Annotated in this window: 21 protein-coding genes and 1 tRNA gene; 17 read left to right on the top strand and 5 right to left on the bottom strand. The window is 58.9% G+C overall.

The window, feature by feature from the left end:
• Positions 1-300 precede the first annotated feature (300 nt).
• Together HMPREF2527_RS03355 and HMPREF2527_RS03350 are read right to left on the bottom strand one after the other, a co-directional pair.
• A complete protein-coding gene (locus tag HMPREF2527_RS03355; protein ID WP_070506316.1) occupies positions 301-1029 on the bottom strand; it encodes a metal-dependent hydrolase in 729 nt (242 codons plus the stop codon).
• 186 nt (positions 1030-1215) lie between these two features.
• Positions 1216-1443, bottom strand: coding sequence for a hypothetical protein (locus tag HMPREF2527_RS03350; RefSeq protein WP_005506080.1), 228 nt, complete (start codon positions 1441-1443; stop codon positions 1216-1218).
• Positions 1444-1729: 286 nt separating this feature from the next.
• Here HMPREF2527_RS03350 and HMPREF2527_RS03345 point away from each other — a divergent pair, with 286 nt between their 5' ends.
• From HMPREF2527_RS03345 to HMPREF2527_RS03320, 6 genes are all read left to right on the top strand, one after another.
• A complete protein-coding gene (locus HMPREF2527_RS03345) occupies positions 1730-2446 on the top strand; it encodes a beta-ketoacyl-ACP reductase (RefSeq protein WP_005509097.1) in 717 nt (238 codons plus the stop codon).
• 72 nt (positions 2447-2518) lie between these two features.
• Complete coding sequence (locus HMPREF2527_RS03340; RefSeq protein WP_005506073.1) at positions 2519-3262, top strand: SDR family oxidoreductase; 744 nt, start codon at positions 2519-2521, stop codon at positions 3260-3262.
• A 246-nt stretch (positions 3263-3508) separates the two neighbouring features.
• Positions 3509-4297: an ABC transporter ATP-binding protein gene (locus tag HMPREF2527_RS03335; protein ID WP_070506314.1), complete on the top strand. Its 789-nt coding sequence runs from the start codon at positions 3509-3511 to the stop codon at positions 4295-4297.
• Positions 4294-5172 carry a TrmH family RNA methyltransferase gene (locus HMPREF2527_RS03330; protein WP_070506313.1) on the top strand — a complete coding sequence of 293 codons (879 nt, stop codon included), beginning with the start codon at positions 4294-4296 and terminating at the stop codon, positions 5170-5172. The genes HMPREF2527_RS03335 and HMPREF2527_RS03330 overlap by 4 nt, the downstream gene beginning before the upstream one ends.
• 251 nt (positions 5173-5423) lie before the next feature.
• Positions 5424-5678 (top strand): type B 50S ribosomal protein L31, encoded by a 255-nt coding sequence (locus tag HMPREF2527_RS03325; RefSeq protein ID WP_005506069.1) that lies wholly within the window; start codon positions 5424-5426, stop codon positions 5676-5678.
• Positions 5679-6004: 326 nt separating this feature from the next.
• Positions 6005-7195 carry an LCP family protein gene (locus HMPREF2527_RS03320; protein WP_070506312.1) on the top strand — a complete coding sequence of 397 codons (1191 nt, stop codon included), beginning with the start codon at positions 6005-6007 and terminating at the stop codon, positions 7193-7195.
• Positions 7196-7360: 165 nt separating this feature from the next.
• On the opposite strand, the gene HMPREF2527_RS03315 is transcribed toward HMPREF2527_RS03320, so the two are convergent.
• Together HMPREF2527_RS03315 and pepN are read right to left on the bottom strand one after the other, a co-directional pair.
• On the bottom strand, positions 7361-8614 hold the full coding sequence (locus HMPREF2527_RS03315; protein ID WP_012903558.1) for an HIRAN domain-containing protein: 1254 nt from the start codon (positions 8612-8614) through the stop codon (positions 7361-7363).
• Positions 8615-9002: 388 nt separating this feature from the next.
• Positions 9003-11675, bottom strand: coding sequence for an aminopeptidase N (gene pepN / locus HMPREF2527_RS03310; protein ID WP_070506310.1), 2673 nt, complete (start codon positions 11673-11675; stop codon positions 9003-9005).
• 222 nt (positions 11676-11897) lie between these two features.
• Between pepN and HMPREF2527_RS03305 the strand changes: the two genes are divergently transcribed.
• Positions 11898-11983, top strand: a tRNA-Leu gene (locus HMPREF2527_RS03305).
• A gap of 168 nt (positions 11984-12151) precedes the next feature.
• Here HMPREF2527_RS03305 and HMPREF2527_RS03300 read toward each other — a convergent pair.
• Entirely contained in the window at positions 12152-13237 is a 1086-nt protein-coding gene (locus HMPREF2527_RS03300; protein WP_070506309.1) for a 2,3-butanediol dehydrogenase, read from the bottom strand.
• Between the two features lie 340 nt (positions 13238-13577).
• On the opposite strand from HMPREF2527_RS03300, the gene HMPREF2527_RS03295 reads away from it, so the two are divergent.
• From HMPREF2527_RS03295 to HMPREF2527_RS03255, 10 genes are all read left to right on the top strand, one after another.
• Positions 13578-15152 (top strand): amidohydrolase, encoded by a 1575-nt coding sequence (locus tag HMPREF2527_RS03295; RefSeq protein WP_070506307.1) that lies wholly within the window; start codon positions 13578-13580, stop codon positions 15150-15152.
• A gap of 277 nt (positions 15153-15429) precedes the next feature.
• Positions 15430-16389: an L-lactate dehydrogenase gene (locus tag HMPREF2527_RS03290; RefSeq protein WP_012903553.1), complete on the top strand. Its 960-nt coding sequence runs from the start codon at positions 15430-15432 to the stop codon at positions 16387-16389.
• Positions 16390-16789: 400 nt separating this feature from the next.
• Complete coding sequence (locus HMPREF2527_RS03285) at positions 16790-17068, top strand: hypothetical protein (protein WP_070506306.1); 279 nt, start codon at positions 16790-16792, stop codon at positions 17066-17068.
• Between the two features lie 169 nt (positions 17069-17237).
• Positions 17238-18089, top strand: a complete 852-nt coding sequence (recO, locus tag HMPREF2527_RS03280; protein ID WP_070506305.1) for a DNA repair protein RecO — start codon at positions 17238-17240, stop codon at positions 18087-18089.
• 175 nt (positions 18090-18264) lie between these two features.
• Positions 18265-19056 carry an isoprenyl transferase gene (locus HMPREF2527_RS03275; RefSeq protein ID WP_049341241.1) on the top strand — a complete coding sequence of 264 codons (792 nt, stop codon included), beginning with the start codon at positions 18265-18267 and terminating at the stop codon, positions 19054-19056.
• A gap of 69 nt (positions 19057-19125) precedes the next feature.
• The gene (locus HMPREF2527_RS03270; protein ID WP_070506303.1) at positions 19126-20214 is read left to right on the top strand and encodes a quinone-dependent dihydroorotate dehydrogenase; all 1089 of its coding nucleotides are present in this window, start codon (positions 19126-19128) and stop codon (positions 20212-20214) included.
• 464 nt (positions 20215-20678) lie between these two features.
• Positions 20679-21407 (top strand): DUF6318 family protein, encoded by a 729-nt coding sequence (locus HMPREF2527_RS03265; RefSeq protein WP_070506301.1) that lies wholly within the window; start codon positions 20679-20681, stop codon positions 21405-21407.
• A 63-nt stretch (positions 21408-21470) separates the two neighbouring features.
• A complete protein-coding gene (locus HMPREF2527_RS09565; protein WP_083294450.1) occupies positions 21471-22181 on the top strand; it encodes a DUF6318 family protein in 711 nt (236 codons plus the stop codon).
• 2 nt (positions 22182-22183) lie between these two features.
• On the top strand, positions 22184-22915 hold the full coding sequence (locus HMPREF2527_RS03260) for a DUF6318 family protein (protein ID WP_246824756.1): 732 nt from the start codon (positions 22184-22186) through the stop codon (positions 22913-22915).
• Entirely contained in the window at positions 22912-23568 is a 657-nt protein-coding gene (locus tag HMPREF2527_RS03255; RefSeq protein ID WP_070506299.1) for a DUF6318 family protein, read from the top strand. The genes HMPREF2527_RS03260 and HMPREF2527_RS03255 overlap by 4 nt, the downstream gene beginning before the upstream one ends.
• Positions 23569-23583 lie beyond the last annotated feature (15 nt).

The raw sequence follows: 23583 nt of genomic DNA, 5'->3' as shown, positions 1-23583 counted from the left end.
CGCCACTGCGAGGACGCAAACGCGAAACATTAGGGCTCACTACCGATGGTGAGCTAGCGCGGGGGAGAAGAGATTCCCGCCCGCTCACGAAGGAGAACTGCCAATGCACAACACTGAGTTCGAGAAGTACCCCACCTCTGGTGAAGAGAACGTTGAGGTTGACGTCTTCTGGCCCATCCAGGACGCTTAATCTCTCGCCCCGATAGGTCGGGATAAGGATTAGAAAAGCGCCCCGCCGCTTCCGTAGGGAAGTGACGGGGCGCTTTGCTGTCCTTGGTGAGAATTTAGTTATGCGGCACGTTATGCGGCGTGAATACCCAGTCCGAACATTTGCAGAGGGTATTCGGTAAAGCCCATCATGGCTGCCGCGTACCAGGCGACGTACCCGGTCAGTGCTAGAACGAGTGCCTTCTCGCGTACGCTGCCGGCATCACCCAGGATTGGCAGTGCCATGTAGCCGCTCTTTTTCCATAGGGGGGACGCCACCAGGGGCTTGATGACGATGGGGTAGAGGGGCAGCAGTCCGCGGGTTGTCAGTAGATCGCCAATGAGGTGAATGGTCGCGCCGACCGAAATAGCCCAGGGGAGCAGTGCCAGCGAATCGGTTGTGTAGGCTGCGTACCCGAGGGCAACGGCGCCGATCCATCCACCCGGTGCGCCGAGCACGCGCAAGGCTAGACCGCCCGAGAATGCGGCAAGAAGCAGTGAGGCCCAGGGGATTCCGTTGTAGCTCAGGTTGGCACTGAAATAGGCAACCGCCCAGAAAGCTATCAGACCCAAAATGGAGTGCGTTCCCTTGCGGTGTCCGCCGCTGACCGCCCCGACAATGCGTGCTACCCAGCGTGAAATGGGCGGAATGGAGTTGGCGATACTGCCGTTGTGGTGGTCAATATCCGGTAGCATACCCGCACCGGCGCACGCCAGGGTGGTCACGATGAGGGTGGGGGTATCTGGAACCTGCACTACTCCCGTCTCGACGAGCACTAGCCAGCCAGCTGCGGCGCTGACGGTGTGCGAATAGCCCATCATGGGGAGGTGCCTCCTTGAATGCGATTGCTCAGCGAGTGTGATTGCCCTGCGAGTGTGGTTGCCTGGGTGCCGGGATATTCACTCGAACTAATTAGAACAAATATAGCATATATCGAAATTACTTTCGATAAGCGGGGTTATCCCTCAAACGGCGCCACCTCAAGCGACATCACCTCTCAAGTGGCACTACCCCTCAAACGGAAGAGTCTGCTTCCAGAACTCACGCTCGCGCAGGTAATTCTCCAGCCAGCCCACGTGCTCGGAGCACGCCAACCAGATCTTGCGACGCTCGGGGGTGTGCACCTTTGGGTTGTTCCAGAGCAGCTGAAATTCTGCCGCCTGCTGGCAGCCCTTGCGGGAGCACTTGGCGTACTCGGGCTGTGCATCCTGAGAAAGTGAACCGAGCAGATCCATGTCTTCTTATCCTTACTATTGCGCCTCGACGTGCGGTGTTATTCCGTGCCCGCGCGACCGGGCAGAAAAGGGGTGCGGGCTGTTCCGCTTCAGCTAGTGTACGCGCCCGATGAGGCATGTAAAAGAAGGGGAGCAGGTGTTCAGTGTTCAAGAGTGGAGTGTAGCCTGCGGCACCTTTGCGCTAAAACGCGGTAAAATAGGGTTTGTCTGTCCATCCGTCCACACCCCAACCGCGGAGTCGCTGCATCGGCTCCAATCGTGAGGGGTCGACTCATCAAGGAAGCTCATGAGCGAGAACACTCCCAAGACCGTGCTGGTCACCGGCGGCAACCGAGGCATCGGCTACGAAATTGCCAAGGAATTCCAGGCAGCAGGCCACAACGTCTGCATCACCTACCGCAGCGGTGAAGCCCCCGAAGAATTTTTCGCCGTCAAGGCAGATGTACGCGATGCCGACAGCATTAACGAAGCTTTCAAGGAAATTGAAGCAGAATTCGGCCCCGTGGAGGTGCTGGTCGCCAACGCAGGTATCACCCGCGACATGCTGCTGATGCGCATGAAGGAATCCGACTTCACCGACGTGGTCGACACCAACCTCACCGGTTCTTTCCGTGTGGTTCAGCGCGCCATCAAGGGCATGCTGAAGCTCAAGCGCGGCCGCATCATCCTGGTTTCCTCCGTGGTGGGTCTGTACGGTTCCCCCGGCCAGGTCAACTACTCCGCATCTAAGGCTGCACTGGTCGGTATGGCACGCTCCATCACCCGTGAGCTGGGCGGCCGTAACATCACCGCTAACGTGGTGGCACCGGGCTTCATTAACACCGCAATGACCGAGGTTCTGCCCGAAGAGACCAAGAAGAACTACCTCGCGTCCATCCCGGCTGGTCGTTTCGCGGAGGCAGAAGAGGTCGCTCGCGTGATTCGCTGGCTCGCATCCGATGAGGCTAGCTACATTTCTGGCGCTGTCATCCCCGTTGATGGCGGCCTGGGTATGGGTCACTAACCCCACCCGTACGGACTGCACGAAGCGCCTGAGCGTGGGCGCACCCTTTCTAGACTTTAAGGACATAAAACTATGGCACAGCTGACCGGCAAGACCATTATCATTACCGGCTCCTCCCGCGGCGTTGGCGCAGACACCGCACAGATTCTTGCCGCTGAGGGCGCGAACATTGTGGTGAACTACCGCTCCAAGGCACCGCGCGCGAACAAGATCGTCAAGGCTATTGAAGAGGCTGGCGGCAAGGCAATCGCAGTGCAGGCTGACGTGACCAACAATGAGGACCTGCAGAATCTCGTCAACACCGCCGTGGAGACCTTCGGCTCTCTGGACTACCTGATCCTGAACGCTTCGGGCGGTATGGAAACCGGCATGGGCGAAGACTACGCAATGCGCCTGAACCGTGACGCACAGCTGAACCTGGCACGCCTGGCTGCAGAGAAGATGCCCGAAGGCGCACGCATCGTGTTCGTGACCAGCCACCAGGCGCACTTCATCCGCGAGGTTGAGACCATGGACGAGTACAAGCCCGTCGCAGAGTCCAAGCGCGCAGGCGAAGACGCACTGATTGCCGAGATTCCCGCACTTTCCGAGAAGGGTATCTCCCTGGTCGTCGTGTCCGCTGACATGATTGAAGGCACCGTCACCGCAACCCTGCTGAACCGCCTGCACCCCGGCGCTATTGAGCAGCGCCGCGAGACCGCCGGCAAGCTCTACACCGTCAACGAGTTCGCGCAGGAAATCGCGAAGATGGTCACCGCAGACGTTGAGACCGGCCACGTTGAGCTGGTCGGCGGCGCACGCGGCTTCATCGACTAATAACTTCAGCCGCTATAGGCGCCGTTGCGGATGCGCCCGCCCCTCTGACAAGGTACATTTGATGAGGCGCGCCGCCCCTGACGCGGCGGCACCTATAGCCCCTAAGGCTCCTATAGCTTCTAAGATTTTGCGCGAGAAACCCAATGTGGGGTACCCGCGCACTATGCGCCAACCGCTCCGATAACCCGGCACGGGTTGCGGGGTGAGGGGCGCATCCCATCCATCTAACTCACTGGAAGAAGAACCATGAGCACCGTACTCAACCTTCAGAATGTCTCCGTGATTCGCGGCGGCCGCCCCATCCTTAACAACGTTTCGTGGACTGTGAACGAAGGTGAACGCTGGGTCGTTCTGGGCCCCAACGGCGCCGGTAAGTCCACTCTGCTTTCGATTGCGGCAGCCCGCCTGCACCCGACCAGCGGCGAGGTTGAAATCCTTGACGAGACCCTCGGCGCTGTTGACGTATTCGACCTGCGCCCGCGCATTGGTCTGTCCTCCGGTGCTTCGGCAAACCAGATTCCCGCCAATGAGAAGGTTTCCGACGTTGTCGTGACCGCAGCGTACGCTGTGTCCGGCCGCTGGAAGGAAGAATACGACGTCATGGACGACGAGCGTGCCACCGAACTGCTGGCTGAATGGGGTGTCGACACCCTCGCTGACCGCACCTTCGGATCCCTCTCCGATGGCGAGCGCAAGCGTGCACTGATTGCCCGCGCCCTCATGACCGATCCTGAGCTGCTGCTACTGGACGAGCCCGGCGCAGGCATGGACATCTCCGGCCGTGAGGACCTGGTTGAGCGTCTGACCGCACTTGCCGCTGACCCCTACGCACCGGCTACCGTGCTCATCACCCACCACCTCGAGGAAATCCCGGCGGGCTTCACCCACGCCCTGCTGATCCGTGACGGCGGCGTGGTCGCTGCCGGCCCGATCCTGTCCACCATTACCGAGGCGAACCTCGCAGCAACCTACGACATGGACCTGGCTCTGACCGTCACCTCCGCGGGTCGTTACTCCGCGTTCAAGCGCGCATGAGCCGTGCCCCGAAGCAGCTGAGCGCCGAACAGATTGCTGAGCGTGCCGAGCGTGTCTACGCCATCGAGTCGGTCACGGCTCTGGCGCAGGCACCCGAGCAGGCTTTGCGCTACTACACGCAGCTGACCGATGTGAAGCTCCGTAGCGCCATGGAGCCGCAGTGGGGTATTTACATTGCGGAGTCCTCGAAGGTGATTCGTCGTGCGCTCGCTGCCGGTCATCAGCCCGTTTCTTTCCTGATGAGTGAGAAGTGGGCTGATGATTTGGCGGATGTTCTGCGCGCCCATCCTGAAACTCCCGCATATGTGGGCAGTGAGGAGCAGCTGGAGCAGGTGACCGGTTTTCATCTGCATCGTGGCGCGTTGGCGGCGATGGCTCGCCCGGCGCCGCAGCCTCTGGAGCAGTTGCTGCAGGGTGCCTCTCGCGTGGCGATTTTGGAAGATATCGTGGACCACACGAATGTGGGCGCTATTTTCCGTTCGGCTGCCGCGCTGAACGTGGATGCTGTGCTGGTGACTCCGCGGTGCGCTGATCCGCTGTACCGCCGCTCGATTCGAGTGTCGATGGGTACCGTTTTTCAGGTGCCGTGGGCTCGCCTGGAGTCGTGGCCTGCTGACTTGCAGACCCTGCACGAGCTGGGCTTTAAGAGCGCGGCGTTGGCTTTGGAGGAGGACTCGCTGACCCTGGAGGAGGTGTCTGCCCGCCGGGATGAGAAGCTTGCGCTGATTCTGGGCACGGAGGGCCACGGTCTGTCGCCCCGCACCTTGGCGGCGTGTGACGATACGGTGATGATTCCGATGTCGCATGGTGTGGATTCTTTGAATGTTGCGGCGGCGAGTGCCGTGGCGTTCTGGGAGACCCGCCCGCGTTCATAACCTGAGTTCTCACCTGATTCTTCACCCGCGTGAGTGCCTTCTTCGGGTGCCTTGCGGTGTGTGGGTGGGTGCCTGTGAGGGAACGTACTGGGATTTAATCCGTGAAGGTGGTACCCTTAATGGGTTGTGCGCGCCCTATGCGGGCACAATGGTGATGCGCTCTGAGATTTTCTCGATAGCTGCACATCGAAAAACCTACTCCATCTATATAAGGGCTACTGGCAAAATCCAGTAGCAGAAGAAGGTAATCAATGAAGGCAGAAATCCACCCGGACTACAACCTGGTTCTGTTCCGCGACCTCGCATCCGGCAAGGTCTTCCTGACCCGTTCCACCATGACCTCGGACAAGACCGAGAAGTGGGAAGACGGCAACGAGTACCCGATCGTCGAGGTTGAAATCTCGTCCGAGTCGCACCCGTTCTACACCGGTAAGCAGCGCATCATGGACTCCGCAGGTCGCGTCGAGCGCTTCAACGCACGCTTCGGCAACTTCGGCAAGAAGTAAATCTTCTTTCCCAGTTTTGCTTTTTAGCGAGATCAATGCCCCGTTCTCCTTGGTTTTCAGGGAGGCGGGGCATTGCGCGTTCTATGCGGGTAGCAGAATGGTTCGCGTGAACGTGAGGAAAGTTGTAATGTAAAACCTTTCGTTCACCGGTGCGTAGACCCGCTGACGGCGTTACAATGGGAAAGTATTTTGCGAGCTGTGCATTTTCTGTGCCATCCAGCACAGCCCCATATCGGCGGGTTATTTTCCGGTTCTCTGTATTCTAGAGACTTCGCTGGATGCGCTGCGCGTCTCGCGTATCACCACCTCAAACAAAGGACAACTTAATGAGCGACGCTCACTCTGAACCGTCGCAGAAGAAGAAATGGGTCAAGCGTATTCTGCTGATCCTGCTGATTCTTCTGCTGGTTATTACCCTCGGTATTGGTTTCTTTATTTGGCGTGCTGGCCACACCTGGGATAGCAAGACCGAGAAGTTTGATTCCATCACTAAGGTGGATGAAGACCTCAGCAAAATTAAGGAGCAGCTTGGCGAGGCTAAGAAGCTCAACGTGACGGAGCTGAAGGCTCCGACCGTCACCAACTCGGATACCGGCAAGAACGGTACCAACGCTAACGGCACCGCCGATGCCGCTGCGGCTCTTGCAGCGAACGCCAGCGAACACGATAAGGACGGCGACGGTATCTTGGACAACGGATACAATTACGGCGTTATTAAGGGACCCGGCAAGAACATTCTGCTGCTCGGTAGCGATACCCGTACTGGTGCTGATGCAGCTCTGGTGAGCGGTTCCCGTGCGGACACCATCATGCTGATGCACATCCCGGCTGACGGCAAGGGTGTGTACATCATCTCGATTATGCGTGACACCTGGGTTGATATTCCCGGTTACGGTACGGCTAAGGTGAACGCGGCGCTAAACTACGGCGGTGTTTCCCTACAGGTTGCTACCATCGAAAACCTGGTGGGCGTCAAGATCGACCATGTGGCTGAAATTGAGTTTGAAGGATTCAAGTCTCTCGTGAATGCCATTGGTGGCGTGGACGTCCAGGTTCCCTTCGCATTCACCAGTAATGTCTGGACCTTTACCCCGGGTCTGATGCACCTCAACGGCAGTGGCGCTCTGAGCTTTGTTCGTGAACGTTACTCTTTCGCTGATGGTGACTACCAGCGTGTTCGTAACCAGCGTGCATTCCTGCGCGGCCTATACAACACGATGAAGGCTAAGGGCGCGCTGAGCAATGTTGCTTCTTTCCAGTCTTCTATCGAGTCTCTGACTGATTACATGCGTGTGGACTCCGGTCTGAATGCGGCGCAGATTGCTCAGATTGCGGCTCCGGTGTTGACCAGCGGTGACACTACGATGCGCATGACCACTCTGCCGAACGCTGGCCCGGGTTGGTCCTATGACGGTCAGTCAATCATTCTGGTTAACCAGGCTGCAAATGCCCACCTGGCAAGCGCACTGCAGAATGACACGATGGATCAGTTCATGGCTACTTACGGTCAGGACTAAGATCTAACTCCTTGCGGGGGTGAACGCTTGTATGCGCTTTCACCCCCGCTGTGTTTAACCGTTCCTAGTTAACCGTTCCTGGGAAAACAGGGTACGTGAAAGGGCGGCTACCTCACCGTAATGGTGGGTAGCCGCCCTTTGTGCGTATGTTCTGAGGGGAGAGGCTTATGCCTTCGATTCGGGCTCTTCCTCTTCCTCGGTAGCCTCTTCGTCCTCGTATTCGTCGTAGGCTTCGTAGTCATCGTAGTAGGGCTGACGACCAAAGTAGAATGCTACAGCCGCGACAGCGCCACCCAGGATAGCGATGAGGATGCCGAGCATCGGGGTCCACAGTATCGAGATCAGGCCGGCGACCAGAACGGCGAGGCCTGCACCCTTGATCAGGTTCAGCAGGCGGTCACGCTCGTTCGGCTCGTAGTACTCCTCTTCTTCCAGGCTGTATTCGATGGCAGGCTTCTCTGCGGCGGGTTCACTGCGGGTCGACTCGGGGGCGGAGGAACCACCGGTCAGGGAGCTCATGAAACCGCGACGCTTCTTCGGCGCCTGCTGTGCAGAGGACTCCAGGTAGTGGCGTTCGCCTTCGGTGGGCACGAATGCCGGGGGCACCTCGTAGTCTTCACCAACGGGCAGTAGAGCCGGAACGTTGTTGGGCAGGGTCTCGTACCATTCCTGCGGAATATCGGCAGGGCGTGCAGCCTGAACGGTCAGGGACAGCTCGAGGGTGTTACCGCGAATAGTGCCCCATGCGCTGGTGAGGCGGTCGTTCTCGAACGCGTAGCGAATCACGGGTGCGAGCTGCTCAGACATCTGGGTGCTCAGGCGGCCCACGAGCTTACGGTCGTGGCGCACCTCCACGCTGTCAACAACGCGGCCGTCGGAGGTCTTGAGCTGGTTCGCTTCCAGGGTCAGGATCACGCGGCCTTCACCGCTGGGCGGCAGGATGCTGTGCAGGTATTCGGAGTGTTCCTTCTCGTCGAGCACCTTCATGGACGGGCCCTGGGGCAGCAGGGTTGCGCGGGTCGGTGCGTCGTTGAGGGGGAAGAGAGAACCGGGTGCGGACAGGGAGAGCACACCGGTGCTCTTCACGTGCATGCTGCCGCCTTCAGCGCGTACGGCAACAGCGGAGAGCTGCAGATGCGCGATAGGTTCGTAGCCGGAGGCGACCACGCGGGTAATGGAATCCCAGTACGCGGCGGAGTCCTCCACGCTCATGCGGCCTACCTTGAATTCGTCAATGTAGACGGCGATGCTATTGGGCTCGTAGGGGTTATCCGGTTCGGGAACCAGGCGCGCTTCACCGTACCAGATCCGTTCACGGTCGATGTGCAGTTCCTCGAAAATTTGGAGGGTTTCTGCTTCGTAGTAATCATCGGTGACGATGTCAACGCTACCGCGGTCACCGAGTGCGTAATCGACCACTGAAAACTCCTTCTGATATGTCTAAGCGAGCGGATACCTAGTCTATTCTCTCATGCTTTCAGAGCGGACAGCTCACAAAAACGGGTGACATTTATCTGTCTTTTAGCACCGGGTGCATATAGTTTTGCGTTTGGGGGAATCAGCCCCGGTAACGATGGCTCACGTCGCCGCACTAAAGGGCCGCGAACCCTCCGCGTGGAGCCTCCCGAAACAAAAATTTCGGCTGAGAAAGCCGCGAAAAAGACCACCGCTCGACACCACCCGGTTCACAACCGGGTAAGTGCCAAGCGGCGGTCTACATCAATCAGTTTGAGAACCTGGCGGGGGAGATCGGAACCTAGTCTAGGCACCGGTCCACACCCCGCCTCAGCTACTCAAACCATGCAGCTTAGTTCTGCAGGGAAGCGTTGAACTTCTGAGCCACAATCGAACGGTGGCCGTGGTCCTGAGCCTCCAGAACCAGACGACGCAGAGCCGAAGGAGCCTCGGGGTTCGCCTCCAGCCAACGCTGAGCCAGCGCCACGGAGGGGTTGCCCTCAACACCCAGACCCTCGGTGGAGCCGGTGTTGTACGGAGCCTTCGGGTACAGGCCACGTACAATGCGGGTCGCCATACCAATCGAACGAGACGCCCAGAGAGGCAACAGAGCCTCAAAGTAGGAGTCGTAGTAGGACTCACGCAGCTCAACCGGGCCACGAGCAAAACCGTTAATGGTCGAGGCCAGAGCGTCGTTCGACAGCGACTCGTCTTCCATGATGGTCTTGTACGCGGCAGCCTTACGCTCAGCAGAGGGCAGGGCAGCAATCGCGTACGCGTAACCATTCGAAGAGATCGAGGAGGGGCTGTACTTCGCCGCACGGTCCAGATCCTCAACGGTCACCAGGTCGCGGCTTGCGAGCGCACCCAGTGCACTCCAACCCAGGTTCTGGTCGTAAGGAATGCCGGTTGCGTCAGCAATATCGCCGGTGGTGTCTTCGAAAGCACCGCGGGCAATATCGCGGCAGAGCTCTTCACCCTTGGTCGCGTTGGTGGAGACCGAAATCAGGGCGCGCAGCAGAATCAGCTGTTCGTCGGAGCCGGGCTTAGCCTGCGCCAGTGCGGCTGCGAATGCGTCGTAGAGAGCGTCGTAGAGGCGCTCGCGGCCGGTGGGTGCGGAGAAGGTTGCGATAGCGACCTGTGCGTTGTTGACCATGGTGCCCAGCAGGGATGCGCTCGGTTCCTTGGAGACGTTGCGTACGACTGCGTCGACGTAGGTGGTGACGGGCAGGCGTGCATCGCGCACGTTCTCCCAGAGGGAGCCCCAGATGAGGCCGCGGGAGAGCGCGGATTCGAGGGTGGAGACACCTTCGATAGCTGCCTGCAGGCCGTCTTCGTCGGTCAGAGCAACCTTGGCGTAGGTGTGGTCTTCTGCGTTAAGCATGAGCAGGTCAGCTTCGCCAACGAGCTTCTTCTGCTCGTCGGTGAGCTCCACGCGGTGCTCGGAGACGGGCTCTGCCGGGTACTCGAGGGAGAGCAGGCCGGTGGAGACGAGCTTGCCGTCGGTCAGCGCGAAGGTTTCCAGCTTTGCAACGTGGGGGCGGCCCAGACCTGCGGGCTGCTGTGCGGGCAGTTCCTGAGTGAGGATCAGGTCGGTGAGCTGGCCGTCTTCGCCGTAGACGCGCTTGGTGCCCAGTGCGGACACACCGGAGGTCTGCAGCCATGCGTTAGCCCATGCCTGCATGTCGCGGCCGGACACCTCGTTGAGTACCTGCAGGAAGTCGTTCAGGGAGGTGTTGCCCCACTCGAAGCGCTTGAAGTACACGCGTGCTGCCTCGATGAAGGTGTCGAAGCCGACGTAGGCGACCAGCTGCTTGAGCACGGATGCGCCCTTTGCGTAGGTGATGCCGTCGAAGTTCTGCGATGCTGCTTCCAGGTGGGGGATGTCAGCGACGATGGGGTGGGTGGTGGGCAGCTGGTCCTGCATGTATGCCCATGCCTTGCGATTGTTCGCGAAGGTGACCCATGCGTCGTTGAAGTTGTTGGCTTCCTTAGCGCCGAGGGTGCCCATGAAGTCTGCGAAGGATTCCTTGAGCCACAGGTCGTCCCACCACTTCATGGTGACGAGGTCGCCGAACCACATGTGTGCCATTTCGTGACAGATGGTGTTGGTGCGGCCTTCGAGGTCGTCCTCGGTTGCGCCGGAGACGAAGATGTAGTCTTCGGTGAAGGTAACCAGGCCGGGGTTCTCCATTGCGCCGATGTTGTATTCGGGCACGAATGCCTGCTCGTACTTGGGGTACGGGTAGGGGTAGTCGAAGAGGTCCTGGAAGAAGTCCAGGCCGTTTTTGGTGACCATGAAGATGTGGTCGTAGTCGAAGTGCGGCTTGAGGGACTGGCGGCAGTATGCGACCAGGGGGATGTCACCGCTGTTGACCTTGCTCTTGGGCTTGTAGGTGGTGGTTGCGGTGAAGTATTCGCCGGCAACGATTGCGGTGATGTAGGTGGAGATCTTGGCGGTGGGGGAGAAGACTCGCTTGGTGATGGAGTCGTCGGTGGGGTCTACGACCTGGCTTTCGAGTACGCCGTTGGAGCTGACGACCCAGTCCTTGGGCGCGGTGATGCGGAAGTTGAAGACTGCCTTCAGGTCGGGCTGCTCGAAGTTCGGGAAGACTCGGCGGCAGTCGGAGGGCTCGTACTGGGTGTACAGGTAGACGCGACCGTCGGAGGGGTCGAAGTAGCGGTGCATACCTTCGCCGGAGCGGGAGTAGTAGGAGCGACCGTGGATGGTGAGTACGTTTTCTGCCTGCAGGTTGGACAGGGTGATGCGTGCGCCGTTGACGACATCAGCCAGGGTCAGTTCGGTGCCGTTGAGCTTAACGGAGTCGACGCTGTGGTGGATGTAGTCGATGAAGGTTTCTGCACCGGGGGTGTTGCAGGAGAATCGGACGGTGGTGACGGTGGGGTAGGACTCGAATTCGGGGTCCTTGGCGTTAGTCAGGTCGACATGCACGTCGTAGGTGTCGACACTGATGAGAGCCGAACGTTCTGCGGCTTCTTCGCGGGAGAGGTTCTCATTATTCATGCTTTTTATTCTAGTCGTTATGACCGAAAATATGGCAGTTGAGTGGGCGTGCCGGTCATATTACTCAAGGTGCGAGAAGATCACCCGGGGTGTGGGGAACTAACCAACCTCGAATGTGTGACGCAGAACATGCTCTTTCGATTTGCGGAGTGCCCAGAAAGCCCGTATAGTATTACGTGTTGCTTCGAACGGCACCGAAAGGAAAACGTTCGAAAGTCACCTGCGCGGGTGGCGGAATAGGCAGACGCGCTAGCTTGAGGTGCTAGTCCTCGTATTAGAGGGTGGGGGTTCAAGTCCCCCCTCGCGCACAGATAATCCCCGGTTCTTCGGAACCGGGGATTTTTGTATGCCCGGTAAAATATGCCCGGTAAAAAACGCACAAAAAAGTAGTGGGGTGAGGCTCCTCGAAAGGAACCTCACCCCACACTAGCTACGCTAAGGAAGCTAGAAGAACAGCTGCATCAGCTGAAACTGAATTACTCAGCCAGACGCTCCGGGTCGGTGGTGACCAGAATCTTCACAGCGGTCTCGTTGTGGTTGATCAGGGTGTCGAAGCCCTTGTCAATCAGGTCTTCCACAGCAATCTTGCCGGTGATGAAGGGCTTGAGGTCAATCTTGCCGGACTCAACGAGCTTGATGGTCTCCGGGTGGGAGTTCACGTATGCGATGGTGCCGCGGATATCGAGCTCCTTGAGCACAACCTTCTGAACATCCAGGGAGGCGGGCTTACCCCAAATGGAGACGATAACGACCTTACCGGTGGGCTTGAGAGCATCCAGAATCAGGTCCAGTGCGGGCTGAACGGAGGTGCACTCGAAGGCGATGTCAGCGCCACGGCCGTCGGTCAGCTTGTGAATCTCAGCCAGAACGTCAACCTCTGCGGGGGAGAAAGCGTAGTCAGCAACACCGGAGTCCAGAGCCTTCTGGCGACGCAGCGGGGACAGCTCGGAGATAATAACCTTAGCGCCCTTAGCCTTCAGAACTGCGGAGGTCAGCAGACCGATGGGGCCAGCACCGGTCACCAGTGCGAATGCGCCCTCTTCGAACTCGCCTGCACGCTCAACAGCGTGGTAGCCAACGCTCAGGGGCTCAATCAGTGCAGCCTCGTCCAGGGGAATGTTGTTGGGGATCTTGTGAACCCAGCGGCGCTTGACGGCAACCTTCTCGGACAGACCGCCACCGCGACCTGCCAGGCCGATGAAGTTCATGTCCTTGGACAGGTGGTAGTCCTTGGAGTCGGGGCCGGTGTAGACGTCATCACGAATGATGTAGGGCTCGACGACAACGTGGTCGCCAACCTGCAGGTCGTCTACGCCTTCGCCCAGTGCCTCAACAACACCGGAAAATTCGTGACCGAGGGTGACGGGGGAGTCCTCACCAGAGATGGGGTGGGGATGACCGTGCGGGGGGCAGAAGATGGGGCCGTCCAGGTATTCGTGCAGGTCGGTACCGCAAATGCCGCACCAGGCGACCTTAATCAGAACCTCGCCCGCAGCTGCTTCGGGTGCGGGGATGTCTTCAATGCGGATGTCGTTACGGTCGTAGAAGCGTGCTGCCTTCATGGGATGGAGCTCCTTAGCGTGGTTATGGCGCTCACTGCGGTGTGTGCTTTGCCGGTACGGTTCGCATCCATGGGTCTGTCACAGCGTTGACAGAGGCCCAAACGACATGGTTTGGACCGGTTGTGAACTGTCCTGCCGGCATTCGCATCGCTAGCGCCGGATGGTGACGGGTGCGGCTGGATTGTCGCTCCCATGTGCTTAACGCTACTCCTATAAATCAAAGATTCCTAGGATATATACAAAATTTCTTTTATGTGACAGATATTTCTTTTTGGGTGTTTTCGACTCCATCACGCCCGAGCATCTAGCGCCCGGCGAGCGCAGACGGTAGCGTAGAAGCATGACTGACGCGAACGCACAGGGCACCGCCGCCCACACCCAGCCTACTTCTGACAGTTCCGGTCGAACGGCACCGAACCGACCCGCCGCAACAACCCGCCACTACGACGCACCCGACGCTGATTGCGTGCGCGGTAGCGAGTACTCCGAAATCCTCGCCCTCGAAACCGAGCAGCGTAAGCGTGCCGCTGAGCACCGCCGCAAGCACGGGCACGCGCATCCGGAGCAGAAACATGGCCACGGCGAACGTCCCGGTCATGGAAAGGGTCACGGAAAGCACCACGGTCACGGAATGGGTTACGGCCACCACCTCGACGAAGACAGCGGACTGGCGCATATTCGCCGCGACCTCGCCGAATCTATCGCCACTCGCGCGGATTCTCTGACCGCAATTCTCAAGGCGATTCACGCGCATCCTGAGACTGCCTACGAGGAGTATTTTGCCTCCCGCACGCTCGTTGACGCCGTCCGCGAAGCCCACCCGAACCTTAGCGTCGAGTACCCCGCCTTCGGGCTGGATACTGCCTTTAAGGTGGAGCTCGCCAGCGCCGACTACGACCCCGCCAAGCACCGCACCATCGCGATTCTCTCCGAATATGACGCGCTGCCGGGCATCGGTCACGGCTGCGGTCACAACGTCATTGCGGTATCCGGCCTGGGCGCTTTCCTTGCCCTGGCGGATGCGCTCGCCACCGGCCCCGAGGCGTTTAGCGGTAGGGTCCTCTATTACGGCACTCCTGCCGAAGAGTCCGATGCCGGTAAGGAGCTGATGGCGCGTGCCGGCGCGTTCGAGCAGGTGGATGCCGCCATTATGGTGCACCCCTACTTTATCGATGTGGCTGATCAGGCGTGGTTGGGTCGCCGTGAATGTCGCGTGACCTACACGGGCGTGAGCGCGCATGCTTCCTCGCACCCGTTTATGGGTCGTAACGCCCTGGACGCGGCGAATCTGGCGTATCAGGGTTTGGGTTTGTTGCGTCAGCAGATTCCCGGTTCTGACCGTATTCACGCGATTATTGACCACGGTGGGGACGCCCCGAACCTGATCCCTGCTTCCGCGAGCTTGCACATTAATATCCGTTCTAAGCATGCGCCGACTCTGCGTGCGCTGTCGCGACGGGTTGAGGAGGTGCTGCAGGGTGCGGCGCTTATGGCTGGTGTGAGTGCGGAGGTGACGTGGGATTCTTCGCCGATGACCATGCCAGTGCGCACGAACCGCCCGTTGCTCAAGCGTTGGGTTTCGGCTCAGCGATCGGTGGGTCGCCACCCGTACTCGCCCGGCACGGTCAGCGACACGCTGGCGGCTTCGACCGATTTCGGTAACGTGAGCCTGCGCGTGCCCGGTATTCACCCGCTCATTCAGATTGCGCCTGAGGGTACCGGTATGCACACGGTGGAGTTCGCGCACTGTGCGGATACTCCGGCGGCGGTTGATGCTGCCCTGGATGCGGCATTCGGGCTGGCTTCTGTGGCTTTGGACTTCCTGGTTGATGACGAATTAGCTCAGGCGGTCCGTGCCGATTTTGAGACTTCCGGTGGTGCGGTAGATGTGGAGGGCTACTTTAGCGGCATGTGAGCTTGCTCAAAAGGTCAGAACGTCATTATTTGGTTTTGTGAGTGAAAAACACCCCTCATAGCCCATAAAGTCACCAGCACCCATCGAAAAAAGCAAAATAACCCAACACAAAACGCAAAATCTGCGGCATAATAGAACATAACGAAGCAAGCTCACCGGGGAAGGACGCCCGCCCTAAGGAAATTCAACCCCGAGGCACACACCCGCTTCCTTATAGACCACGCGAGAATCCTCTCGCACCACACGGATAACTCTCACGAAAAGAGGGCATACAGCAATGAACGGTGTCAACAACCCCACCAAGCTCGGCGTCATCGGTGCAGGCGGCGTCGGTAGCGCAACCGCATACGCAGCTATGGTCCGCGGCTCCGCAGACGAAATCGTCCTGTACGACATCGACGGCAAGCGCGCACACGCTGAAGCACTGGACATCGCACACGGTGCAATGTTCGCACACGAAGCAACCGTAACCGGTGGCGACGACATCGAGCTGTTGCGCGACTGCGACATGGTCATCATCACCGCTGGTGCTCGCCAGAAGCCGGGTCAGCCCCGCCTCGAACTGGCAGGCGCAAACGTCGCAATCCTCGAGAAGCTGCTGCCGAACATTCTGTCCGTAGCACCCAACGCGATTATCATGCTCGTCACCAACCCCTGTGACGTTCTCACCGTTGTGGCCCAGAAGATTACCGGCCTGCCCGCAAACCGCGTGCTGTCCTCCGGTACCGTTCTGGACTCCTCCCGCCTGCGTTGGCTGATTGCTAACAAGGCTGGCGTCTCCATCAAGAGCGTTCACGCAAACGTTGTTGGCGAGCACGGCGACTCCGAGTTCCCCGTCTGGTCCGCAGCAAACATCGGTATGGTTCCCCTGACCGAGTGGGAGCAGGACGGCAAGCCCGTCTTCACCGAAGAGGTCCGTGCAGAACTGGCAACCGAAGCTATGCGCGCAGCATACAAGGTCATCGAGGGCAAGGGTTCCACCAACTACGCAATCGGTATCTCCGGCGCACGTATCGCTGAGGCATTCCTCGGCGGCCAGAACGCAGTGCTGCCCGTCTCCACCACCATTGCAGGCGAGCTGTACGGCTTCAAGGACGTTGCACTGTCCCTGCCCACCATCGTCAACCGCGAGGGCATCCAGCGCGTGCTCGAGGTTCCCATGAACGAGGCTGAGCTGGCACAGCTGAAGGCATCCGCTGAGGCAATCCGCGCATCCGCAGCATCCCTGGGCTTCTAAAACCCCGGCTTCTCATTCTCTCGGGCTCAACCCGTAAGAAGCAAACATTCAGTAGGTGCAGCGTCAAGCTGAGCTAACCGACAGAAGAACCCGCCGCACCCGGCACCCGCCTCTTGAGGAGTGGGGGAGCTGGGGACGGCGGGTTCGCTGTGTCTGTAAGGTCTTCTATGCGGTGCTTGATGTGCCGCGCGCTGCTTCGCGTGACCAACCTGGCTTTATCAGCTTGGCTTGCCCAGCCTGACTTGACCAACCTGGGCTTACCGCTCTGGCTTTGGCGTTCTCTGCACGGCACCGAATTTATCTGCCGATTGACCTGCCGCGCCCGTTCATAGTTCCGCGTTTAAACCGCCGTATGACCGCCCGGCGCACACCATAGGCGCGTAGGTAGTAGAATAATGGCATGAGCATTGATCCTCGCACCGAACTCACCCGCCTCCTTGACGCGCTGGAGGCGCACCTGACCGCCGTCGTAAACCGAACCGGCGAACACGACCCCGCCGTCGATGAGGCGTACGTAGAAATCGCCAACGCCTTCGAAGCCTACGAAGATGCCCTCTTCGAGGCGCACAACGAGGTCACCCCCTTGAGCGTCTACGGTGACGAAGACGATGACGACTTCGACGAACTGGTCGACGACGAAGAAGATGAAGACGACGACGATATCGAGTACGAGGACTAAATAGCGCCTCGCCCATACGTTACGGACCGACCCCTGACCGGTACCCCCTACGCGGGGTAACGAGGCAGGGGTCGAACCGTACCCGCAACACCCGCGTAGATCTTGCCCTCAGCATCTACTGAGCATCCACCACGCACCTACCGAGCATGTACCGAGAACGGAGACACCCGTGAGCGAACCCCGCACCTGGCGCGACGCCGCCCTCATCCTCCGCACCCAAAAACTCGGCGAAACCGACCGCATCATCATCATGCTCACCCGCGACGGCGGAATCACCCACGCCGTCGCCAAAGCCGTACGCAAACCCACCTCCAAGTTCGGTGGGCGACTCGAACCGTTCATGCACACCGATCTGTCCTTCAGCCGCGGCAGAACCAACCTGCACACCATCACCCAGGCGGCAACCCTGCACGCCTACACCGCACCGATTATGGCGAACTACGATGCGTACACGTGTGCCTCCACCATCGCCGAACTGGCGGAAGCACTCACCAAAGACACCGATAGCACCGCCGATATTTACACCCTCACCCACGGGGCGCTTGCCGCGCTCGCGCACGGGCAGCACGTGCCGCAGAGAATCCTGACCCGCTACCTGGCGCGCAGCATGAACGCCGCTGGCTGGCCGCTCATCGGTGAGAATTGCACCCGATGCGGCAACCCGCTCGTGAACGCCGATAGCCGGGGCGATAACGGGGCAGACAGTAGCACCCCCGGCGCTACAAGCGGAAGCGGCAGGTACATTGCCTTCCACACCGCCCACACCTACGGACACCACACGGTCCTCTGCCCCCAATGCGCACCCGCCACCGACACACCCCTGACCGGCCTGCGTGCCGAAGAGCTCGGCTATGCGCTCGCTACCGCATCGGCGGATCCGCGCGCCTGGGCGACTATTGACGCAGCACCGGTGCCGGTCGCCTCCAAAATTCTGGGACTCTACCTGAAAACCACCCAGAACCTGCTCGAACACCCCCTGAAAACGGCGAGCGCCCTCGAAGCAGAAATTCCTGCATCGTAAAAGATGCACGCCGGAGCGTCAAACATGGGCCAACCAGGACGCAAAATAACCCCTAAAGCACCCACCCATGCGCGCTATGTCACGGTAAAATAGCTAACAGCACGCCAGGTTTATACCTGGTGCATATCTAGGCAAACGACCCCGGGGGAGAACCCGCCAGGGAAGAAAGGCACACATGGCACGCACCCAGCCCGTACCCCCGCCCGCACACCCCACCGGGGCAACCCCGCCGCCGATCCCGAAGAAGTTCATTCCGCAGCACGTCGCCGTCGTCATGGATGGTAATGGACGCTGGGCGAACGAACGCGGCCTGCCCCGCACCGAGGGCCACCGCGCCGGCGAGGCGGCACTGCTGGACGTTGTTGCGGGCGCTATCGAAATGGGCATCCCGTACGTGACCGCCTACGCGTTCTCCACCGAAAACTGGAAGCGCTCACCCAGCGAAGTCGCGTTCATCATGCGTTTCTCCACCGAGGTGCTGCAGCGTCAGCTGGCGACCCTCAAGACCTGGGGTGTGCGCATCCGCTGGGCTGGCCGCCGACCCAAGCTGTGGAAGAACGTCATCGAAGAGCTCGAACACTGCGAGCGCGAAACCATCGATAACACCGTCTGCACCCTCACCATGTGCGTGAACTACGGCGGCCGCGCAGAAATCGCTGACGCGGCGGCAGCTATCGCAGCGGACGCTGTGGCGGGCAAGATCAAGCCCGGCAACATTACCGAAAAGACCATCCAGAAGTACCTGGACGAGCCCGACCTGCCCGACGTTGACCTGTTCCTGCGTTCCTCCGGTGAGCAGCGCATCTCGAACTTCCTGCTCTGGCAGAGCGCCTACGCCGAGATGATTTTCATGAACGTGCTCTGGCCCGACGTTGACCGCCGCACCCTCTGGGAAGCTGTCGAAGAGTATGCGCGCCGCGACCGCCGCTACGGTGGCGCTGTCGACGCCGTCGCCAACGACAAGTAACGGCCCGGCATACAGTCCCGGCTCATAGCCCCATAAACCACCCACACCCTCCAACACTAGGGAGAACAAATGCGCATCTACCCGACCTTCTTCAACATCTTCTTCAAGGGCATGGACCCCGAGAAGGCACACCACGTCGGATTCTGGGGCGTTCAGACCCTGCGCAACGTCGGCATCACCCGCGCGCTGCGCAAGTACTTCCAGCCCGCCCCCGAACTGGCAACCACCGTCATGGGCATTACTTTCCCCTCGCCGTTCGGCCTGGCTGCAGGCTTCGACAAGGGCGGTAAAGGCATTGCCGCGCTGGCTGGTATCGGCTTCGGCCACGTCGAGATCGGCACCATCACCGGTCAGGCGCAGCCCGGCAACCCGCAACCGCGCCTCTTCCGCCTCGTGGAAGATAAGGCGGTCATCAACCGCATGGGCTTCAACAACGACGGTGCCGCAGCGGCAGGCCCGCGCGTTGCCGCCGCCCGTGCAGACCTCGAAACTGAATACCGCGGCGCTGTACGCCCGGTTATCGGCGTGAACATCGGCAAGACCAAGGTCGTTGAGCTCGAGAACGCTATCGAGGACTACCTGATCTCTACCCGCACCCTGGCACCGCAGGCAGACTACCTGGTCGTCAACGTCTCCTCCCCGAACACTCCGGGTCTGCGCACCCTGCAGGCCATCGAATCCCTGCGCCCGCTACTCACCGCCGTGCGTGAAGAGGCAGACCGCGTATGCCCCAACCGCCACGTACCGCTGACCGTGAAGATCGCGCCGGACCTGGTTGATGAGGACGTTATCGAGGTGGCAGCCCTGGCTAAGGAGCTGAAGCTGGACGGCATCATCGCCACCAACACCACCATTGCCCGCGACGGCCTGGGCCTGACCAGCGACATGACCAAGGTCAAGGAAATCGGTGCTGGCGGCCTCTCCGGTGCGCCGCTGAAGCCCCGCTCCCTCGAGGTGCTGCGCCTGCTCAAGCGCGAAATCGGCGACGACCTGGCCATCATCTCCGTTGGCGGCGTGACCACCGCTGAGGATGTGCAGGAGCGCCTGGACGCTGGCGCTGACCTGGTGCAGGGCTACACTGCGTTCCTGTATGAGGGTCCGCTCTGGGCGGCACACATTAACCGTGGCCTGGTGAAGTTGCGCCGCGCTCGCCGCTAGAAGGTTTGCAGGCGGGAGCGTTATGCTTCCCGGCGCGCTGACTTGGCGTGTTGACTCTGCATGCTGAAAGGGGGCACCGTTCTCTACCCGTAGGGGGTGGAGGCGGTGCCCCCTTTTGTATGCCCACTATTCCGCCCCTCTATTCCGCCGAAAAGCCACATGTGTTTCGAAAAGCTACTTCTTTGGTGGCTTTTCGAAACACATGTGGCTTCTGGGCACGCATAGTTATTTGACGTATAAAGCATTGATTTGTTCGAATGGTGGCGATTCGTTGCTATTACACTCATTGCAAAGCAAACGACTGTAAATATGCGGTAGGGTTTTATATGTAGCGTCCCGTGGTGCATTGTTGCGCCTGCTGGGTGCGCTGCGCGGCTGGGTTCTTCCGGCGGTCAAGCAACGACCATTTTCTACCAGCCTGGCAAGTGCATACACACCATCACCGACGATAGGAGCGCACCGTCATGGAGCCTCGTACCTTCCTTTACCGTACCCAAATTCATCGCCGTACCCTGTTGGGTAGCGGCGCACTTGTGGGCCTTGGCGCCCTGCTTGCGGCGTGTGGCCAGCAGGCTTCTAACGAGGCAGCAGCCACCGCATCTGCCGCGCCGAGCGAGTCGGCTTCGGCATCTGCAGTGGCTTCTGAGTCTCCCTCTGCGAGCGCCACCCCTTCTACTGTTCGTGGTTATTCGGGTGGTTCGAAGGCACCCGACGGTGAGTACCGTAAGGCCGATGGCTACGGCCCTGCTCAGAACGTGCCGAAGCCTAACGCCCCTGAAGAGGGCTATAACGAAAAGTCCATTGAGGGTATCCGTAAGACAATGGACGCTTGGGTTAAATGGACTAATTATGGAATTCAGGTAGGCGATTTTACGGAATCCCGAAAGTATATTTCCAGCGACTTTACGGAGGAACTGGAAGGGTATAAGAGCTTTGAGGATTTGTATAAGCGCGGTGGTTGGATTATTGATGGCATAGATAACTACACCGCTCATACAAAGCCATGGACGGAAGATGGGGAAACCTATTTTTGGAAGGCATATCGCGAGTGGAATTATATAACTCTTGTGGAGCCTACTGGCGAGTGGCACAGAGATGTCAATATCCAGAAGGATAACGATACCTGGAAGTTTGAGTTTAAGTACTTTGATTCTTCCTGGAGGATTGTTGACTGTGTGCAGGTAGATGGTTAGTGTGCTGAGAATTAGCGCATTTCAAAGTTCTAAAGTTTTGCATTTCTTAGGATAGGAATTTCTGTGTCTTCTTTTGTTCTTAACCGCCGCGCATTGTTGAGTGGCGTTACTTTCTTTGGTGCATCCGCTCTGCTTGCGGCATGCGGACAGCAGGCAAGTAACGAGGCAAGTGCTTCAGCTTCTTCGACCGCTGCCCCGACTGAAACCGCCTCGGCGTCAGCGGTAGCTACCGATTCTCCCTCCGTAACCCCGTCTACCGTCCGCGGCTATTCGGGCGGATCTAAAGCGCCTGATGGGGAGTACCGCCCTGCTGATAAGTACGGTAACGCCCAGAATGTGCCCAAGCCTAACGCTCCTGAAGAGGGTTACCGCGAGAAGTCTGTAGAAGGTATCCGTAAGACGATGGATGCATGGATTAAATGGGGTAATTATGGCGTACAGACCGGTGACTATTCAATGGCTCGTCAGTTTATATCACCGACTTTTGAACGTGAACTAAAAGAATACGATTATATTGAAGAACTTTATCGACGTGGAGGTTGGGTAATTGATGGAATAGAAAACATGGTTGCTAATGAACCGCCTTGGTCCGAAGATGGAGAGACATATTTCTGGAAGGCATACCGAGAATGGAATCGCGAGATATATGTTGAATATGATGGTAGCTGGCGTGGATGGAATAATGATGATAAAAGCGACGATACGTTTAAATATGAATTTAAACATAACGGAACAAAGTGGGAAATTGTGGGCTACGAAGGTGTGGATGATTAATCGTGAAGAAATTTTTGAAGGATTCTGATGTGTTGAGCCGCCGCGCATTGTTGAGTGGCGTTACTTTCTTTGGTGCATCCGCTTTGCTTGTGGCGTGTGGCCAGCAGGCAAATAATGAGGCGAGTGCCTCGGCAACCTCTACCGCTGCGCTGACTGAAACCCCCTCCGCATCTGCGGTGGCTACCGATTCTTCCTCCGCAACCCCGTCTACTGTCCGAGGCTATTCCGGGGGTTCGAAGGCACCTGACGGCGAATACCGCAAAGCTGACAAGCACGGTAACGCCCAGAATGTACCTAAACCCAACGTGCCTGGAGACGGCTACAACGAAAAGTCCCCCGAAGGCATGCGCAAGACACTGGATGCCTGGACTCAATGGGCTAACTACGGTACTCAAACTGGTGATTTCACCATGGCACGCCAATTCGTATCTCCAACCTTCGAGAATGAGCTCAACGCCTACGCAGACATTGAGGATCTTTACAAAAGCGGTGGATGGGTCATCGGCGGTGTCGACCATTTCCTAACTGAAGGCGCCCCATGGTCAGAAGATGGTGAAACCTACTTCTGGAAGGTGTACCGCGAGTGGGATTACGAGACTTATGTTGAGTCCGACGGTAGCTGGCGCCGTTGGGAAAATAAGGACAAGACTAAGAACACTTTTAAATTTGAGCTGAAGCATAATGGTGTTAAGTGGGAGATCATGAACTACGAACACGTGGAGGAGCAACCATGAACCCCAACACGCTGAACCGCCGCTCAATGCTGACCGGAGGCACCCTCATCAGCCTCAGCACCCTGCTCGCCGCCTGCGTGCCGCACGACATCACAACTGCAGGAGACGGATCCACCGCCTCCGGCACGCCTACCACCAACAGCAGCTCAAGCAACAGCACCGGCAACAATGCCGGTAACGGCGAATACCGCAAAGCAGACGCCAAAGGCCCCGCCCAGAACGTCCCCAAACCCAACGCCCCCGAAAACGGATACCGCGCAAAGACCCCCGACGGCATCCTCAAAACCATGGACGCCTGGAACCAGTGGATCAACTACGGCGTCCAAACCGGCGACTACAGCAAAGCCCGCGAATTCCTCTCCTCATCAAACGACGGAGAACTCAAAATTTATCGCGAAATAGAAGCGCTCTACCAGCGCGGCGGATGGGTCATCGACGGCATCGAACACTTCGAACCCGAAGGCATACCCTGGAGCGACGACGGCCGAACCTACTACCTGAAAACCAGCCACGAATGGGACAAACACACCGAAGTGGAACCCGACGGCCGCCAAGAAACCTGGAGCAGCGACAAGGAAGAAGAAATCTACACATTCGCCCTCGAACACCGTGACGGCAGATGGCAGATCCTCTACTCCCGAATCGAAGCCTAACCGTACCGGCGTCTA

This window comes from Rothia sp. HMSC071B01 (assembly GCF_001808945.1).
Classification (GTDB): Bacteria; Actinomycetota; Actinomycetes; order Actinomycetales; family Micrococcaceae; genus Rothia.
Note: the sequence above shows the minus strand (reverse complement) of the source record. Positions and strands in the feature narration are given on the sequence as shown.